Raw genomic sequence first — 16,730 nt, 5'->3', positions numbered from 1 at the left:
ATTATGAATTTAAAAAATAAAACCACTCGTAGAGATTTTGTGAAAAAAACAGGTGTTACCATTGCAGGGTCAATGATTGTTTATCCTGTATTTGCAGATATTTTAAATTCAACAACAAAAAAGAAAAAAGTAGCTTTAGTTGGAACTGGTATTAGAGGAATTTCATTTTTTGGAAAATTTTTGAATGATGAATATTCTGATGTGATAGAATTTGTTGGTTTGTGTGATATAAACCCAGGAAGAGTAGCTTACGCCAAAAAACATATAGGAGTAAATTGTCCTACATACACCAACTTTGATGAGATGTTGCAAAAAGCCGATATAGATATTTTAATGGTAACAACTGTCGATTCAACTCATGATGAATTTATTATTAAAGGTTTAGAAAAAGGTATTGATGTTGTTACCGAAAAACCAATGACTACAGATGAAGTAAAATGCCAAAACATTATCGATGCACAACGAAAGTCTAAAGGGAAATTAATCATGGCTTTCAATTATCGCTACGGTAAGGTGTTTACCAAATTAAAAGAAATAATAGAATCTAAAGAAATAGGCGAGTTGGTTTCCATAGACCTAAATTGGTATTTAAATACTTATCATGGAGCTTCATACTTTAGGCGCTGGCATGGTTTAAGAGAAAAAAGTGGTACGCTTCTTTTACATAAATCTGCACATCATTTCGATTTACTAAACTGGTTTATAGGATCAGATCCTGTAGAAGTTCATGCCTTTGGAGCTCTTGAGAAATATGGAAAAAATAATGCTTTTCGAGGTACAAATTGCAGGTCCTGTGAGCATAAGAATGATTGTGAGTTTTATTGGGATATCACTAAAAATGAAACCTACATGAAACTCTATGCAGAAAATGAAAAATATGATGGTTATATAAGAGATAATTGCTTGTGGAGAGACGAAATAGATATTTTCGATAAAATGGCTGTTCAAGTTAAATATGCTAATAATGTACAAGTAAGTTATTCATTAACTACATATTCACCTTTTGAAGGGTTTAGGTTTGCCTTTAATGGAAAAGATGGCAGGTTGGAAACGCATGAAGGTATTCCGTGGCGAGATAGTGTGCAAGAAGATCAATCTAAAATTCACGATAAAGAAATGGATCATTCTACACACTCAAAAGCAGAACTAAAATATCATGAAATAGTCACCCAACGTAATTTTGAAGAATATAAAAGAGAGGAGTTTCCATTTGTACGTAAAGGGCATTGGGGAGGTGATAAGCTAATGTTTGATGAAATTTTTAGAGGAAAAAATGACAAGTTATTAAATCACGCTGCAAATGTTAGAGATGGTTCTTTGGCAGTATTAATTGGTATAGCTGCCCGAAAAAGTATTGATGAAGGTAGACCAATCAAAATTTCAGAACTTACAGATTTAGTTCCAAGAATAAACAAATGGGGATAAACTAAATTTTTATTTAAATAAAAATATAATTCAATGAGAATAAAAAGCATTTTAGTTATTATACTTCTTTGGAGCTTCAATACTCATGCTCAAAAACCAACAATTTATTTAATTGGAGATTCAACAATGTCCAATAAAAAAAATCCTCAAGAAAATCCAGAACATGGTTGGGGGCAAGTTTTACCACAATTTTTTAATAATGATATCATTATTGATAACAGAGCTGTTAATGGTCGAAGCACAAGAAGTTTTATAAATGAAGGACGATGGGATTCTATACAAAAAAATCTTAAACAAGGTGATTTTGTATTTATTCAATTTGGACATAACGACCAAAAAGAAAAAGATCCAAACCGATATACAAATCCACATACTGCTTATCGAAATAATCTAATTCGTTTTATACAAGAAAGTAGAGAAAAAAAAGCCATTCCAGTGTTGTTTTCATCTATAGTAAGGCGCAATTTTAATGAGTCAGGTACACTTATCGATACCCATGGCGATTACCCTATGGAGGTAAGACTTGTAGCGATGCAGTACAATGTACCTTTTATAGATCTTCAGTATTTAACAGAGCAATTAGAAGAATCTTATGGTGTTGAAGCCTCTAAAAAACTGCACTTACATTTTGAAGCAGGCGAGCATCCTTATTATCAAGATGGTAAGCATGATGATACTCATCTTTCAAAATTAGGAGCAACTAAAGTGGCGCAACTTGTAGTAAATCAATTAAAAGAAGAAGTTCCCAGTTTAATAGAATTTATAAAACAGGAATTATGAAAGTGTTGTTTATAGGAGGTACAGGAAACATAAGTAGTGCATCGAGCAGGTTAGCTGTATCGAAAGGTGTAGATTTATATCATTTAAACCGTGGTATAACCTATGTTGAAATTCCTAATGTAACTACACTAAAAGGAGACATAAATAATGATGAAACATTAATAGAATTAAAAAAGCATAATTGGGATGTTGTTGTAAACTGGATTGCATTTACACCAGAAGATATTGAGCGTGATATCAATATATTTAAAGGTAAAACCAGACAATACATTTTTATAAGTTCGGCGTCATGTTATCAAAAACCACTGAGCTATCCTATTGTTACCGAGTCTACACCCTTGCTTAATAATTTATCGGTATATTCTAATAATAAAATTAAGTGCGAAGAAAGACTCCAAAAAGCATATAAAGAAGCTGATTTTCCTATAACTATTGTTAGACCATCATTAACTTACGATACGGTAATTCCAATAGCTATTGGTGGGTTTAAAGAATTTACCACTGCAGATAGAATTTTAAAAGGAAAAGAAATTATTATTCACGGAGATGGAACATCATTATGGACTGTAACACATTCTGATGATTTTGCAAAAGGATTAGTTGGATTATTAGGGTTAAAACAAGCCATTAGTCATGCATTTCATATTACTTCTGATGAAGTTTTAAGCTGGAATATGATTTATAAAATTTTAGCCGATAGTTTAAATTGCGAACTTAATGCAGTGCATATAGCTTCAGATTTTATAGGAAAAGTTGAGCCTAAACTTATTGAAAAATTACAAGGCGATAAAGCAGAAAGTGTCATTTTCGATAACACAAAAATAAAAGCCTTTGTTCCAGAATTTAATGCAACCATACCTTTTTCAGTTGGCATAAAAAAAACCTTAAATTGGCTAGATAGAAATCCCGATAAAAAAGTAATAAATCCAGAGACTAATGCAATTATAGATAAGATTATAAACACATATAAGTCTATAAAATACAACTAAGATTGATAGCGTTTTTAAAAGTAAAACCCTTGAATTAATTAATAATTCAAGGGTTTTTTTGTGGAGTCGGAGAGAATCGAACTCTCGTCCAAACAAGTAACCAAAGAGCTTTCTACACGTTTATTCTTTTCTTGTTTTTTCGATTATAAGCTGGTTAAAGACAACCTACTTATAACTTATCTTCTTTAGTTTCAAAAGTAAATCAAAGCATTTTACTTTCTATATTGACATTTACGATGCCTCAAAAAGGAACGCCGTCAATCAAGGCTTTCCGGAGACATAAAGCTTGTACACCTTGTGTACCTAGGCTAATTCTACTATAATTCGAATTATGCAGCTAAAGCGTAGTTATTCTCGCCGTTTAAAATTTGGTCTAGCCTTTAACGTGTTTCAATGCCATTACACGACGTGCTTACCGTTCAATTAATCTCGCTGTCAAAACCAGTCGACCCCTTAATGAAATAGTAAATTTAAATTACGTAATTGAATTAATCCCGAACTTGTTTCAGGAACTCATCAATAGTTTTTTAGCGTTACCCTTTCGGGGCAGGCTTTCGGCAGTCGCTCTCTGCGAGTAGCTCCAACATTTGCCTTAATCCTTAACGCGGGCAGCAAAGTTATCAAAAAAGTTTGTATACCCTTGCAAATCCAATTATTTTAGAGCAAAATTTGTACCAAATATTTTTGGTGTCAGTAAACAATTATCAAATGAAGATTAAATTCGCTATAATAAAAGAACGTAAAAACCCACCAGATAGACGTGTAGTCTTTTCGCCAGAAAAACTGGCTGAGGCAAAGGCTCAATTTCCAGATGCTGAATTTATTGTAGAATCTTCAAGTATTCGCGTATTTCCAGATTCAGCGTATCAAAAATTAGGATTTGAAGTGACAGACGATGTGTCAGATTGTGATGTGATGATAGGTGTGAAAGAAGTTCCAATAGAAGCCTTAGTACCAAATAAAAAATACTTTTTCTTTTCGCATACCATAAAAAAACAACCTTATAATAGAAAGTTACTAAAAGCCATTTTAGAGAAAAAAATTGAGTTATACGACCATGAAACCATTGTTGGTAGTAACGGATTTCGTTTAATAGGTTTTGGACGTTATGCAGGATTGGTAGGTGCTTATAATGGTTTTAGAGCATTAGGTTTACGCGATAATTTATTCAGTTTGCCAAAAGTAGAAACATTGGCAGATTTAGATGAGGTAAAAGCAGAGTTAGATAAAATAACCTTACCAAATATTAAAATACTACTTTCTGGAACAGGTAAAGTGGCTAGAGGTGCAAAAGAAATCTTAGATCATTTAGGTGTGAAAGAAGTAAGTGATGCTTTATATTTAACATCTAAATTTACAGAGCCTGTATATTGTTTGGTAGATGTTATGGAGTATGCAAAAAGAAAAGATGGTAAAGTGGGTAATACTACAGAGTTTTACAAAGATCCATCAGGCTACGAAAGTAACTTTATGCCCTATGCTAAAGAAACAGACTTTTTCATTGCCGGACATTTTTATGGCACAGGAGCACCGTATTTGTTTACCAGAGAAGATGCAAAATCGTCAAACTTTAATATTAATTTGGTAGCAGATATCTCTTGTGATATTGATGGTCCAGTTGCTTCAACATTACGAGCATCAACAATTGCAGAACCGTTTTATGGTTATAATCCTCAAACAGAAAATGAAGTTGATTTTAATGATGAAAATGCTATAACTGTTATGGCAGTAGATAATTTACCATGCGAATTACCAAAAGATGCCAGCGAAGGTTTTGGTGAGATGTTTTTAGAGCATGTTATTCCAGCATTTTTTAATAACGACGCCGAAGGGGTTTTGCAACGCGCCAAAATTACCGAGAAAGGCAAACTAACTGAGCGTTTTGCTTATTTACAAGGTTATGTCGATGGTATTTAATTTTGAAATAGTTTCAAACGTTTTTGCTTTAATAGTAGAAATATTCCAAATAATACAAATAAAAAAATTAATCTAGGCTCAGACATACGTTGAGTTTCTTCATTTAAGTCCAAAGACTTTTTTCCAGAAAGCACTTCTTCTTGTTTCTTTTTTAATATGGCTTTTTGTGCTTCATTTTCAACTACAATATAAGAAGTAAGAGGTGACATTATATTGGCTATAAAACTATACTTTACTTGTTTGTTCCATTCATTTTCTGATCTTTCTGGATGTAATATGTGAGATAACCATTTACCTTGTATTAGTAATCCAGAATTCCAACTACTCTTTTTTATTTCATTTTCATCTATTTTAAAAATTGTAGACTTTAAAATAATATCCGATTGTTTGTTATTTGCTAAATAAGCTAATGAGTTCGTTGAATTTGGCCATGTTAAAACCGAATGGTTTAATGTAACTGAAATATTATCATTAGTAGACTCTTTGGGATTATTGGTTAAATCATGAGATGCTATATGACCTAGTGTGTTTAAGTGGTAAAAGAGATTACTTTCTGGGAAAGCTATTTTGAAATCTTTAAAGTCTTTAGAGATTATTGAATTAAGCATATTATCTGTAACTACAATAATTATAGGATATGAATCAGTTATAGTTTTATAAGCTTCAAAATAAATTTTCTTTATAGCTCGTTCCAGATAAAATCCACCTTCGAAAGTTTGTTTATTAAAATTAACTTCCCAGTCTTCATTATATTCAATAGACTTTGAATATGAGTTAGTAAAGCTTATTTTATGATTAGTTTTTAATGGATTCTTCTCTAAGAATTGATTAATTGTTTTTGCATAACGGTCTATTAAATTTTCTTTTTTAGCTGAAATATCAATAATAAAATGATAGTATGGGTTTCTTGATACTTTTTTTAATGATTTTTTTTCTAATGAAGAAACATAAGCTACATGTTGGTTTTGTGAAGAATAATTTACTTCTGTTTTTGTTGAATCTCCTAAAGCTACTTCATGGTTGTCAATATTAATTGTTATAGGTTCTTTATGAATAAATTGAATTCCAGTTTTTCTAACTTCTTTTTCAGCAAATGGGAATACTCTAAATGATACTTTATTTCCTGTTAAATAATATAATAAGCCAGGGTCTTTATTCTCATTTCTAATTTGTGAAAACACCCACATTGCAGATTTTTTTTCAGCTAAAATTCCCATTTCTTTTTTGTCACCAACATAAAGGTAATAGTCATTAATCCAACATCCATTTGGTAAATCTATAGTTGTTGCATATTCTGAATTGAAGTTATTACTATTAGTGTTTGTTATTTCTATGTTAATCCAGCTTGTCCAATTGTTTTCAACTTGATTATAGATGCTTGTTGATGTTATGTTAGATATATTAACACCATTATTTCTTATGTTTTCTGATTGAATATTTAAAGATTCAGCATTAAAAAAGATCTGTTCTATCATATTTATTTTAGAATCAGATAATGTTAAGTTGTCTAAAACAATCCAATTAAAAAGAGGTGAAAGGTAAGGAGTTTGATTTCCTGATAAAAAATCGTTTCTACGTACTTTATGCTTCCTTACAGTATTCAATGTTTTCTTTAAAGATTTTTTATCAATATTGTAATCTTTAGAATAGTTTGGACTATAGATGTAGTCTAAAGTTTTATGTAAAACAAGTTTGTCTTGATGATAGGAAAGGGATAAGCTTATTGGAATTATAAAAAAACCAATTAATGAAATAGTAATAAGTAAAAGTTTTGAAAAATGCTGTTTTAAAAATGAATAATCAGAAACCAATTCTTGTATATGAATAATAAAAAGAACTAAAGGTGTTAGCATTAAAAATCCAACACCAATGGCAATAACTGCAATAACGGAAAGAGGTAAAAAAGGTAAAAAAACAATAAAAAAGTATAAGGTAAAGGTTAATGTAATACTGCGACCAATAAATAAAGCAAGTCTATAAGTTTTGTTTTTTGTATTTGGTAAACATATTAAAATACCATTTACTAAAGCAATTATATAAAACCAGTAAGAATTAAAATCTCCAAAAACACCAGAGTTTTCATTAGCAAAACCATCAATTAAAAAACCTGTATTTACTAAAAGACCTAATAATGGAAATAGAATAGCAATTGGAATTTTCCATACTAGTTGATATTTTTTCCATTTTCCTCCTTTTTTTATAGACAAAATATAAATACTTCTAATTAAAAAAAACAGGAAAATGATTACACCAATAATCATTAAAATAATAAATGTATGTTCACCAAAACCAGAGTCCACTATTCTCCAAAACGGAAGAATAACTTGAAAGAAAAAATACCAAACTAAAGGTACTGCTAAAGAAAGTAAAAGATTATGCCATGCTTTATAATCTTTTTTTGTTGACGTTAATCTTATAACTATAATAAACAATGCATGCGCTAGCGTTGGCATTAAAAATGTGCCAACATAAAGTAATAAATCACCCGATAGCATCCATCTTGGAATGCTCCAAGGTAAAATAGAATTAGAATGAACATTGTACTGGTAAATAAATATAATGTATAAGGTTAAACTTATAAATCCATAGTATATAGAAATGTTCTTTTTTCTACCTATACAAACAAGTGTATAGATTAAATTTGAACTAGCTAAAACAAATAATGCAAATCCGAATCCTTTCCAATAGGTTAAATTATCTTCTGTTAATAGTGTCTTAATAATATTATAGTCACTTAAAAACAATAAGAATAGTATTGCTATAGGTAAAGTGTTTATAATTAAAAGCCATTTTGGGTTAAGTAAGTTTTTCATCGTAAATGTTGTATTTAGATAGTAAGTGATTAATGATAGTGTATGTGAGAATTAAAAAAAATAAATAGATGAAAACACCTTCTGCTTGATGTAGCCAAGAATAGTTGAATTTGGTTTGTTTTTCTATAAATATTGATATTAGTATTCGCGATGTATTTGCAAAAAGAGTTAATATAAAAGTCATTAATAAAATAAGAGGGAATAGTATAGTTTTTTGAAAAGTTGATTTACAAATATTTAATAGTAAATTGATAAAAACAACAAAGCTGATAAGCCAAAAATTAATACCTGAACACGATTTGTCAATTGTGATGTTTAATACTTCAAAATAGAAACCATTTGTATTGGAATAAATAAAATCTGTATCTGTAATAAATGAAACTATATTGCTTAAAGGTTTTAAAATAAATATAAGCGAATTATTTGTTGCATATATATGTGCTGTTTTTCCAAAAACAATCAATGATAAAACAATGATATAGTAAATTGTGTTTTTAGTTTTCATATGTTATAATTCAAATTTTTAAACACCCAAAAACCAATGTATAAAAAAGTACCAAACAATATAGTAAATAACCAAGCTTCTTTATTTGTGTTAGGTTGTATAGCAATATTCAATATATCTATTAATAGCAGCTTTGGATTGCTTAATATTTCCCAAGAATTGTAACGTAAAAACCGACCCAAATACACTCCAAAGCCAGATAAAAACAGAATAAATGTTATAATATAATTAGTAATTGACTTTTTAAAGTAATCCTGTAAAAGAAGTTTCGTATCTATTAAAGATAGGAAGAAGAGTAGCAGTCCGTTTAAAGCAAATGAGCTCACCAATAAAACATCTAACCATATGTAATAGCCATAGTTTAATCTTAAATTAATTAAATCTGTAACAATGTATGGCGCATTTGGTAAAAAAAGCAGCCAAACACTAAAACATAATACAAAACCTATTTTATTGAGCTTGGGAAGACTCACTAAATAGCTTGTAATTGCAAAAGGAATGACTGCTAAAAACAAATTCCAAACCAAAAACAAGAAGTAAAAGGAATGTGTAAGTTTCATTCTAACCATAAGTAAAACAATACTTAAAAGCATTGATATGCTAACTAATGCATAAGTTTTAAAACGGCTAAAAAGAAGTTGTTTTATGTAATCCATAGTTTATAGATTTTAAATTCTGTAATTAGTACAGTTATAATACCAAAGGTATAAGCCACTAAATCTGAGATATGAAATGTACTGCCTATTATAATTTTTATTAAATGGTTATTTTGAAGATGAAGTATTTCCAGAATATTTACGAGTTGTAAAAACTCAATAAAAAAAGCGAATACCAAAACTGAAATTGCAATTTTAAAATGATTGCCTTTAATAAAACTTTTTATAAAACTATAAACCAGAATAACTGCTAAATAATCGCCAAACGTATGGCGTATAAAGCCACTTTTTAAATAAACGGCAATTAGTACTTCGGTTATAAAAAGTAGTATGATAATTATTAAATATGTTTTGTTGAATTTTAGATTCATATAATATCTATTTTTTTACCTAAAAATTTAGGTTTAACATTAAATAGAATATCAATTGATGCTTTAGTTTTTGCTAAATATTCTCTTAAATTCGTTTTTAGACCATACCTTCCTTTAATATCATTTGCATTGAAAGCTATAGCATCAATCTCAAAATGTTTTGCTAGATATAGTGCACGTTCATTATGAAATTTTTGTGATATAATTGTTACTGAATTTAATCCAAAGATTTTTTTTGCTCTTATAATCGAATCTAATGTTCTAAAACCAGCATAGTCTAAATATATTTTATTAGCAGGAATACCTCTTTTTATTAAGTCATTTTTAAACGTTGTAGGTTCGTCATAATCTATTCTACTGTTATCTCCACTAATTAAAATGAACTCTATTTTCCCAAATTTGTATAGATTAACTGCTGCTTCAACTCGGTATTTGTAGTATAAATTTATATTACCGTTTGATGTTATTTTGCCTGCGCCTAAAACAAGACCAACTTTGTTTTTTGGAATATCTAATACAGAATCATAAATAAAGTCTTTGGTTTTTATGGTTATCCAAAGGTTTATTATTAAAACATAAGTTAAAATGAATAAGGTTAGCAAAACTATTTTTTTTATGTATTTCATTTTCTTGAATTTAATTAGTTGTTTTTTCTCTCCCAAACCAAACCCACGATTGCATAGTTGTAAAAAATGCAGAAGCAAAAAAACTTATAGTAAATAGACTTTCCAATGCTCCATAGAAGCATAACCCAAAACTGACTATAGCATAAAAAGGAAAGTATGTTTTAAAAATCTTGCTATTGCTTGTGCCTTCATTTTGTAACCAGAAAAAAGGAACAATTGTTGTTGTTATTGTTATTGCACAACAAATAGAAATAGGAATAATCGAAAGAAGAATGAAAGGAATCATGTCGCTTTCAAAATTCTCAGTAAATATGATTAGCCAAAAAATTATAGTAGCTAATAAGGTTGATTTCATGATATTTTTAGGAACATTCATTATGTTAATCTTTGTTTATTTTAAAGCTATCAATATTTATTTCTTGCCAGTTTTCATCTGCTAATTGATTTATATACGTTTTATATTTTCTTTCAACTAATAACTCATCTTCAATATTTAATTCATTTTTATCTATGTAATCCTTAAGAATAAAAGTGTTGTTGTTTGATAGCTCTATTAGATATTTAAAATCTATAGACTTGGCGAAATTAAGATTGTAAAACGTAATGTTACTATCCCAATTTATAGTAGAAGAAATTATTAAAATGATGAAAGCAGTTAAAGTATTTACTCTAAGTAAGTACCAAAAGTTTTTCACTTTATTTACTTTAATAAAAGTGGTTGTTAATCCAATAATAGTCAGTAATAAGTAAATTAAAACACCTATACGTTTATATGTGAAACCATAATAGTATATATATTGAGAGTCTTTTATTGTAATATTTATAACCAAAATGGCATTTAGTACTATCCATGTATAAGCAACTATTTTAAGGTTTTTGTTGGCTTTGTAGAAGTTTAAATTTCCTCTGAAAAAATAGAGAATGATAATAATTGCTATAATTATTGAGGCTATAAGTGCGTTAATACCACTATGCACTTGGTTTGAAAAAACCGATGCTCTAAAGTCATCAGCAGTTACTAAATAAATGACGTCTGTTATTAAAAAGAAAACAATAAGAATATTTAAAAGTGTAATTAAAACAAACCCTAACTGATTTTCTTTTTTAGCTTTTTCAATAGAAAAATTGCCTTTTGTTGTTAAGAAATTATTTGTTTTTAAGTCGATTTCAGTAGCAGGATTTACCTGAATTGGTGTTGAAACATTATAAAGTAAATAGTAACCTAAAACTGCAAAAAGAAGCCATTGTACGTTTATAAAACTAAAATTAATTTTAGAAATAATATCGTTAAACATTGGGTTACCATTTTTATATAAGCTGATAAAAATGATAATGACTACTAATGGAATTCCTATAATTTTTATCCATTGTATATAGTCAACATTCTTTTTTAATTCAACTTTTTCTTTGGAATTATTTACTTGAAAATTTCTATGAAAAAAACCAGCAACAAAGGTGTAAAGTCCATTTAACCAATTAATATATATTGAAGATTTTAGTTGTGAAACTTGACCAATTAGTGTGAAAAACGCAATGCAATTTGCTATAATTGATAAATTAGATTTATAAAAGAAAACAGATAAAGCAGTGATAATATATATAATGCTTAAAGCTATTGTTCTTTTATTTTTAAAGGCTGTAATGTTGTGTGTAATTAATACAAAAATTGTTAGTAAACTGAATAATGTTAGGTTTAAACCAATGCTTTGTTTGTAGAATAATGTGCTAAATAAAAGTGCGCCGATTACTAATGTTAGTTTTTTCATGATAATTATTTAAAGTACTTTGAAATACAAAGTAAAATGATAAAAAAAAGTTTATTGTTTATTAATTAATTTTTCGAGTGCTTCTATATGTTTTTTAAATTCTGCTCTACCTAGTTTGGTAGTAAAGTAGCGGGTGTTTGGTTTTCTACCTATAAATTGTTTTTCGATTTTAATATATTCTACTTTTTCTAGTGCCTTAGTATGGCTTGCTAAATTACCATCGGTAACATCTAACAATTCTTTAAGCATATTAAAATCGGCAAATTCGTTTACCATTAATACAGACATAATGCCTAGTCTAATACGATGATCGAATGCTTTATTTATGTTGTTTATTATACTCATTTTTTCAGTTCAAAGTTTCAAGTTATAAGTTATTGAATACTGCCACTGTAAACTGCCTACTAATTTTTATCATACTTAAAATGCATCCAAGTACCATAAATAATATGCATCACACCAAAACCTAAAACCCAAAGCCAAAATCCATAACCAGGAAATAAAGCAGCTATTAAACCTAATATTATTTGAATAAAACCTAAATAGCGAATATCTCCAATACTATATTTTGAAGCATTTACTAAAGCTAAACCATAAAAAATTAACATTAACGCTGCTGTTTGCCCATATTTTTGTTGATCTAAAATGATTAAAATATACAAGCCACCAGTAATTAGAGGAATTAAAAAATTAATAACCAAACGCCTAGAAGTTGCATCCCAAATTTTTTCACCATGTTTTTTAGCTTTTCTAGTGGTTAAAATAATACCGGTAACAATACTTAAAAGTGCTACCATGAACAAAATAAAAATACAGGCTCTAAATATGGCGCCATCTAAAATTAAATATCCTCGGTATGAGTTTTTTACTAACAAATAGGCTATAGTGGCACCGATAAGAGCATAAATACCTGCGAGTATTCCAGATAAACCACTTAACGATATAAAACGAGACGATTTATTCATTAAATCTTTAATCTCGCTTATGTCTTTTAAATAATCTTTTGATTCCATATAAAAGTACTTTGAAATACAAAGTAAGTAAAATTATTTCATTTCTTCAAAACTATTTTAGAAGATATTAACTAAATTTATAATCAAATTATTAAAAACTGAGTAATTATGATTGGACTACTTTTAACAATAGCGAATATCTCTGGAGGTATTTTACTAGGTTTAGCAACATTAGACAAATGGGATGGTGAAACTAACTTTTTTAACAAAATAGCAGGTGTTTTAGCACCTTTTCAAACCATTATAGGGGGTGCACTTATAGTTTTATCGATTTTAGTTTTTTGGAACAACTTACTATTTAATATCGCTAGTATTTTAGGAGGTATTTTGTTGTTAACTCATGTTTTTGGTAAAGTACCAGCATTAGAAACGAGTTTAAGAAAATTATCTGATAAATTAATGCCGTTTAAGGCTATAATTGGTATTGGTTTAATTGTAATTGGACTTATTAGTTTGTTTTAAAACTTAAATGAAACCCGTTGACGAATATTTTTTAAATCAAAAAGAACCATATCAATCTATAATGCTTTATGTGCGTAGTGTTATTTTAAAGACGCTACCCGAAGCAGAAGAACGATATAGTTACAAAATACCTTTTTATAATATTGGTAAAAAACCTCTGTTGTATTTAAATATTTTAAAAGGAAAAGATTATGTTGATGTTGCTTTTGTACAAGGTATTCTTTTAGAAAATGATTTTTCGGTTCTTAAAAATGATAATAAAAGAAAGCAAGTTCGCTCTATTCAACTAAAAACTTTAGAGGATTTAGATCAAGAAAATTTTATTAAACTCTTGCATAAAGCTTCAGAATTATTGAGTAAAAGCAAAAAAGCGTGGTTTATTTAAGGCTTTTGCTCATTTTTCTTCAATTTAAAGGAAACATATAATGTTAACGATGCTAAAACTATCCAAAACGCATCAACAAAAAACAATTGTGTTTCTTGATTTAGAAAAGATTTCCAAATCCAATTTCCTGTTGTTAATCCATTTGTGATTGGAATTAAAAACCCAAATACACTCCCTAACACTAAGCACATTTTATTAGTGAAGTAATTGTCTTTTTTCAAAATGAATAAAACAGTTAACAATAACCACCCAATAAAATAAAAGTTGTAGACAAAGGATTGATTTGCTGGTTGAAAAACCTTTACAGCAATAAATGAAGCTGCTGTAATAGGGTACATGCTTAAACAAATAGCTAAATAAATCCTTACCACACCTTCATTAAAACGTCTTTTCTTTTCAGGAATGTTTTTTTTGTCCCTTGCTGTTAGCCAAATCATAACTCCAGAAATGATAACAAAACATGAAATTAGACCAAGTAAGAAACTTATAAATTTTAAAGCATAACCGCCATAATCTCCATAATGAATTCTGTACAATACGTTTTTAACTCCTTCTAAATACGATGTTTTTTGTGTAGGATCTTTTTTAGAAACAAGCTCTCCAGTACTTACTTTATAAATAGCTTCACCGCCACCGTTAAATTTAGAATTATAACCTAAATGACCGTTAACTAACACATGCATGTTAGCATCGTTGTAGTTGAAAATGTGAATCTCTACCACATTAAAATTATCCCACATGGCTTTAGTTTTTTCACTATACTTTTGAATACTAAAATTGTTTTGAAGCTTTTTGTTTTCAAACTCAAAATGCGGATGTATATACCCTAAATCTTCATAGAATTTAGTTTGATTTCCATCGTAAAGGACCATAACATTAGGAGCTACCAAAAGCACTTTTATCATAAAAAAAGCACCAGTTACAGCATAAACGAATTGAAAGGGTAATCCAATCATGCCTAAAGCGGTATGTGCATCTGTCCAAATGGTTTTAAGTTTTGACCACGGACGAAATAAATAGAAGTTAGACACAATTTTTTTCCAATGCACTAAAACTCCCGTTATTATGGCAAACAGGAAAAAGAATGCTATAAAACCAGATAAATAGTACCCAACAGGATAAGGGACTTGAGCTAAGAAATGTAAACGATATAAAAATTCACCTAATGTATAAGAGTTGGCATAAGTATGTTTAGATTGGTCTTTGGTATCAACATAGAAGAAGTCTGAAGCTTTATCTTTTTCAGTAGCCAACGAATCTTTTGAGGCAGATAAAGAAACACCAACACGCTGCTCGATATAATATTTTCTTAATTCAACATCTCTTCCATAAAGTTGGTAGTTATTGCTTAAAGAATCAAGGGTTTTATCAAAATTTAAAACAATATCATCAGTTTGTTCAACCGTATGATTACGCTCCCAATTCACAATTTCATCTCTAAAAAATGAGAACGAACCAGCAAAGAAAATTACATAAAGCACCACACTAATTACAATGCCGCTAACAGTGTGTGTATGAAAAAGGATGTTATACGTTCTGTTTTTCATTCTTAAGAAATTATAGGATAATATGTTTTTCCGAAATAAATAATTACTGAAAAGAGTAGGGTTAGGAGTAAATAAATTACCCAAATTTTCCATCCGTTTTTAGCTAAAAAAGCCAGCACCATTAAAGTTGCCCACATAATAAAACCTGTAAATGCTCCAGTAATAATTATATTAGAGTGATTAAACCAGAAAGACAATGCTAAATGAAAACTAAGGGTTACAAAATAACCACCTAAAATACCTGCAGTTATTTTTGCAAAACGTTGCTGGTTAGATGTTAGATATTTTTTGTTTGCAGGCATATTAAAACGTTATAAATTCAAAAGAGAACATAAAAATGATAAGTAAAATCAAGCTTTTGTAGTTTATTAAGTTTAGTGGGTAAAGCAGTATAACTAAGCTTCCAATTGTCATTAAAGCAATAAAATATAGCAGGGTTCCTACGCCAATACCAAAATGATTAATAAATAGAATTAATGCTAGAACTAATAAAATTAAAGCTATAAATTTTGAAGGTTTTATATGTTTTTGAAACCAATTTTCTACTCCAAAAACAGATTGAATTTTTACCTTTTTAGACGTATTGTAAAAGATGTAAAAGCTTAAAAACAATATTAATAATGCTATAGAAATCATATCACTTTTTTTAACCAAAACAACTCTGAAGAGATTTTCAGAGTTGTTTATCAACTAATTTTAAACTACTAACAATTTGTTACAGATTTATGCAATAGGTAACACAATGCCAAATAAACTCATACGCTTCACCTTTGTAGGTTCCAGGAATTTCTTCCTTTGTAGTGGTTTCTATAATGTATTTTGTTTTCCACGGAAGTTTGAATGATACTATCCCGTTTTCATCTGTTTCTAAAGTTTTAGACCATAAATCTGCTACAAAAACCTTTAATTCGTTTTTTACTAGTGGTTTGTTTTTAAATAAAACCTGAAGCGTTATTTCTTCTTCATTTTTTGAAATATCTTTTAAAGTAATACCTTCATCATTAACAGCAACGGTTTCACTATTAGTTTCTCCTACTTTTATTTTTGTAACCGAATGATAATGTGTTTTAAAAATACCAAAATCGTATTGTGTATAATCAATAACATCTATATTGTTATTGTTAAGAATTACAGAGTAAGTTCCTTTTGTAGTTGGGGTGAATTTTGCTAAATAATGGTCTTCTTTACCGGCAACCTCTAATATTGTTTTATTGCCATTAGCATCTACAACCCAAAGTGTAAAATTTTTTACATTTGGGAAAGCCTCTCCATTAACTTGTTCTACTACGCCATATGTATATTCTCCAAAGTATACTTTTATGTTTTGTTCAACACCTATTTTTCCATTTGGGCTTGTTTCAATCCAAAGGTAATGAGCAAAAGATTTTGTTGTCGCAAATGCAACTAATACGAGTGTAAATAATATTTTTTTCATTTTTTTATTATGTTTTAAAATTGATAAAAGCAGTCTTCTA

General features: G+C 28.9%; 19 protein-coding genes and 1 other RNA gene. 6 read left to right on the top strand and 14 right to left on the bottom strand.

The window, feature by feature from the left end:
* Window positions 1–3 precede the first annotated feature (3 nt).
* The 3 genes from MBM09_RS14045 to MBM09_RS14035 are packed head-to-tail and all read left to right on the top strand — an operon-like array spanning window position 4 to window position 3,194.
* Window positions 4–1,425 (top strand): Gfo/Idh/MocA family protein, encoded by a 1,422-nt coding sequence (locus MBM09_RS14045; RefSeq protein WP_238674347.1) that lies wholly within the window; start codon window positions 4–6, stop codon window positions 1,423–1,425.
* A gap of 33 nt (window positions 1,426–1,458) precedes the next feature.
* Complete coding sequence (locus tag MBM09_RS14040) at window positions 1,459–2,205, top strand: rhamnogalacturonan acetylesterase (protein WP_238674346.1); 747 nt, start codon at window positions 1,459–1,461, stop codon at window positions 2,203–2,205.
* Window positions 2,202–3,194 carry an NAD-dependent epimerase/dehydratase family protein gene (locus tag MBM09_RS14035; protein WP_238674345.1) on the top strand — a complete coding sequence of 331 codons (993 nt, stop codon included), beginning with the start codon at window positions 2,202–2,204 and terminating at the stop codon, window positions 3,192–3,194. The genes MBM09_RS14040 and MBM09_RS14035 overlap by 4 nt, the downstream gene beginning before the upstream one ends.
* Window positions 3,195–3,252: 58 nt before the next feature.
* Here the strand turns inward: MBM09_RS14035 and ssrA are convergent.
* Window positions 3,253–3,647: a transfer-messenger RNA gene (gene ssrA / locus MBM09_RS14030) on the bottom strand.
* 261 nt (window positions 3,648–3,908) lie between these two features.
* Here ssrA and MBM09_RS14025 point away from each other — a divergent pair.
* On the top strand, window positions 3,909–5,111 hold the full coding sequence (locus MBM09_RS14025; protein WP_238676347.1) for an NAD(P)-dependent oxidoreductase: 1,203 nt from the start codon (window positions 3,909–3,911) through the stop codon (window positions 5,109–5,111).
* On the opposite strand, the gene MBM09_RS14020 is transcribed toward MBM09_RS14025, so the two are convergent.
* The 9 genes from MBM09_RS14020 to MBM09_RS13980 are packed head-to-tail and all read right to left on the bottom strand — an operon-like array spanning window position 5,108 to window position 12,861.
* Entirely contained in the window at window positions 5,108–7,924 is a 2,817-nt protein-coding gene (locus tag MBM09_RS14020) for an MSEP-CTERM sorting domain-containing protein (RefSeq protein ID WP_238674344.1), read from the bottom strand. The genes MBM09_RS14025 and MBM09_RS14020 overlap by 4 nt on opposite strands.
* On the bottom strand, window positions 7,908–8,429 hold the full coding sequence (gene xrtK, locus MBM09_RS14015) for an exosortase K (RefSeq protein ID WP_238674343.1): 522 nt from the start codon (window positions 8,427–8,429) through the stop codon (window positions 7,908–7,910). Before xrtK ends, MBM09_RS14020 begins: the two co-directional genes overlap by 17 nt.
* Window positions 8,426–9,085 (bottom strand): DUF1361 domain-containing protein, encoded by a 660-nt coding sequence (locus MBM09_RS14010; protein ID WP_238674342.1) that lies wholly within the window; start codon window positions 9,083–9,085, stop codon window positions 8,426–8,428. Before MBM09_RS14010 ends, xrtK begins: the two co-directional genes overlap by 4 nt.
* Complete coding sequence (locus tag MBM09_RS14005) at window positions 9,073–9,456, bottom strand: DUF2809 domain-containing protein (RefSeq protein WP_238674341.1); 384 nt, start codon at window positions 9,454–9,456, stop codon at window positions 9,073–9,075. The genes MBM09_RS14010 and MBM09_RS14005 overlap by 13 nt, the downstream gene beginning before the upstream one ends.
* Window positions 9,453–10,082, bottom strand: a complete 630-nt coding sequence (locus tag MBM09_RS14000) for a vancomycin high temperature exclusion protein (RefSeq protein ID WP_238674340.1) — start codon at window positions 10,080–10,082, stop codon at window positions 9,453–9,455. The genes MBM09_RS14005 and MBM09_RS14000 overlap by 4 nt, the downstream gene beginning before the upstream one ends.
* 10 nt (window positions 10,083–10,092) lie before the next feature.
* Complete coding sequence (locus tag MBM09_RS13995; RefSeq protein WP_238674339.1) at window positions 10,093–10,437, bottom strand: hypothetical protein; 345 nt, start codon at window positions 10,435–10,437, stop codon at window positions 10,093–10,095.
* A 25-nt stretch (window positions 10,438–10,462) separates the two neighbouring features.
* Window positions 10,463–11,848, bottom strand: coding sequence for a DUF4153 domain-containing protein (locus MBM09_RS13990; RefSeq protein WP_238674338.1), 1,386 nt, complete (start codon window positions 11,846–11,848; stop codon window positions 10,463–10,465).
* Between the two features lie 51 nt (window positions 11,849–11,899).
* Entirely contained in the window at window positions 11,900–12,193 is a 294-nt protein-coding gene (locus tag MBM09_RS13985; protein ID WP_238674337.1) for a transcriptional regulator, read from the bottom strand.
* 59 nt (window positions 12,194–12,252) lie between these two features.
* Window positions 12,253–12,861: a hypothetical protein gene (locus MBM09_RS13980; protein WP_238674336.1), complete on the bottom strand. Its 609-nt coding sequence runs from the start codon at window positions 12,859–12,861 to the stop codon at window positions 12,253–12,255.
* 108 nt (window positions 12,862–12,969) lie between these two features.
* On the opposite strand from MBM09_RS13980, the gene MBM09_RS13975 reads away from it, so the two are divergent.
* Both MBM09_RS13975 and MBM09_RS13970 read left to right on the top strand, forming a co-directional pair.
* On the top strand, window positions 12,970–13,323 hold the full coding sequence (locus tag MBM09_RS13975; RefSeq protein ID WP_238674335.1) for a hypothetical protein: 354 nt from the start codon (window positions 12,970–12,972) through the stop codon (window positions 13,321–13,323).
* Between the two features lie 7 nt (window positions 13,324–13,330).
* Window positions 13,331–13,708 (top strand): DUF1801 domain-containing protein, encoded by a 378-nt coding sequence (locus tag MBM09_RS13970; protein ID WP_238674334.1) that lies wholly within the window; start codon window positions 13,331–13,333, stop codon window positions 13,706–13,708.
* Here MBM09_RS13970 and MBM09_RS13965 read toward each other — a convergent pair.
* The 4 genes from MBM09_RS13965 to MBM09_RS13950 form a co-directional block, all read right to left on the bottom strand.
* Window positions 13,705–15,255: a PepSY domain-containing protein gene (locus MBM09_RS13965; RefSeq protein WP_238674333.1), complete on the bottom strand. Its 1,551-nt coding sequence runs from the start codon at window positions 15,253–15,255 to the stop codon at window positions 13,705–13,707. The genes MBM09_RS13970 and MBM09_RS13965 overlap by 4 nt on opposite strands.
* A gap of 2 nt (window positions 15,256–15,257) precedes the next feature.
* Window positions 15,258–15,557 (bottom strand): hypothetical protein, encoded by a 300-nt coding sequence (locus MBM09_RS13960; protein ID WP_238674332.1) that lies wholly within the window; start codon window positions 15,555–15,557, stop codon window positions 15,258–15,260.
* 1 nt (window position 15,558) lies between these two features.
* Window positions 15,559–15,891, bottom strand: coding sequence for a hypothetical protein (locus tag MBM09_RS13955; RefSeq protein ID WP_238674331.1), 333 nt, complete (start codon window positions 15,889–15,891; stop codon window positions 15,559–15,561).
* A 79-nt stretch (window positions 15,892–15,970) separates the two neighbouring features.
* Window positions 15,971–16,690, bottom strand: a complete 720-nt coding sequence (locus MBM09_RS13950) for a DUF4198 domain-containing protein (protein WP_238674330.1) — start codon at window positions 16,688–16,690, stop codon at window positions 15,971–15,973.
* Window positions 16,691–16,730: the final 40 nt, after the last annotated feature.

This window comes from Flaviramulus sp. BrNp1-15 (assembly GCF_022259695.1).
Lineage (GTDB): Bacteria > Bacteroidota > Bacteroidia > Flavobacteriales > Flavobacteriaceae > BrNp1-15.
This window is presented reverse-complemented; position numbering and strand designations above follow the sequence as displayed.

Excerpts from the sequence above, each read along its gene's own strand:
- MBM09_RS14010 (WP_238674342.1), bottom strand. The coding sequence starts at position 9,085 with ATGGATTACATAAAACAACTTCTTTTTAGCCGTTTTAAAACTTATGCA.
- MBM09_RS13995 (WP_238674339.1), bottom strand. The coding sequence starts at position 10,437 with ATGAAATCAACCTTATTAGCTACTATAATTTTTTGGCTAATCATATTT.
- MBM09_RS13990 (WP_238674338.1), bottom strand. The coding sequence starts at position 11,848 with ATGAAAAAACTAACATTAGTAATCGGCGCACTTTTATTTAGCACATTA.
- MBM09_RS13975 (WP_238674335.1), top strand. The coding sequence starts at position 12,970 with ATGATTGGACTACTTTTAACAATAGCGAATATCTCTGGAGGTATTTTA.
- MBM09_RS13960 (WP_238674332.1), bottom strand. The coding sequence starts at position 15,557 with ATGCCTGCAAACAAAAAATATCTAACATCTAACCAGCAACGTTTTGCA.
- MBM09_RS14045 (WP_238674347.1), top strand. The coding sequence starts at position 4 with ATGAATTTAAAAAATAAAACCACTCGTAGAGATTTTGTGAAAAAAACA.
- MBM09_RS14005 (WP_238674341.1), bottom strand. The coding sequence starts at position 9,456 with ATGAATCTAAAATTCAACAAAACATATTTAATAATTATCATACTACTT.
- MBM09_RS13980 (WP_238674336.1), bottom strand. The coding sequence starts at position 12,861 with ATGGAATCAAAAGATTATTTAAAAGACATAAGCGAGATTAAAGATTTA.
- MBM09_RS13950 (WP_238674330.1), bottom strand. The coding sequence starts at position 16,690 with ATGAAAAAAATATTATTTACACTCGTATTAGTTGCATTTGCGACAACA.
- MBM09_RS13955 (WP_238674331.1), bottom strand. The coding sequence starts at position 15,891 with ATGATTTCTATAGCATTATTAATATTGTTTTTAAGCTTTTACATCTTT.
- xrtK (WP_238674343.1), bottom strand. The coding sequence starts at position 8,429 with ATGAAAACTAAAAACACAATTTACTATATCATTGTTTTATCATTGATT.
- MBM09_RS13985 (WP_238674337.1), bottom strand. The coding sequence starts at position 12,193 with ATGAGTATAATAAACAACATAAATAAAGCATTCGATCATCGTATTAGA.
- MBM09_RS14000 (WP_238674340.1), bottom strand. The coding sequence starts at position 10,082 with ATGAAATACATAAAAAAAATAGTTTTGCTAACCTTATTCATTTTAACT.
- MBM09_RS13970 (WP_238674334.1), top strand. The coding sequence starts at position 13,331 with ATGAAACCCGTTGACGAATATTTTTTAAATCAAAAAGAACCATATCAA.
- MBM09_RS14020 (WP_238674344.1), bottom strand. The coding sequence starts at position 7,924 with ATGAAAAACTTACTTAACCCAAAATGGCTTTTAATTATAAACACTTTA.
- MBM09_RS14035 (WP_238674345.1), top strand. The coding sequence starts at position 2,202 with ATGAAAGTGTTGTTTATAGGAGGTACAGGAAACATAAGTAGTGCATCG.
- MBM09_RS14040 (WP_238674346.1), top strand. The coding sequence starts at position 1,459 with ATGAGAATAAAAAGCATTTTAGTTATTATACTTCTTTGGAGCTTCAAT.
- MBM09_RS13965 (WP_238674333.1), bottom strand. The coding sequence starts at position 15,255 with ATGAAAAACAGAACGTATAACATCCTTTTTCATACACACACTGTTAGC.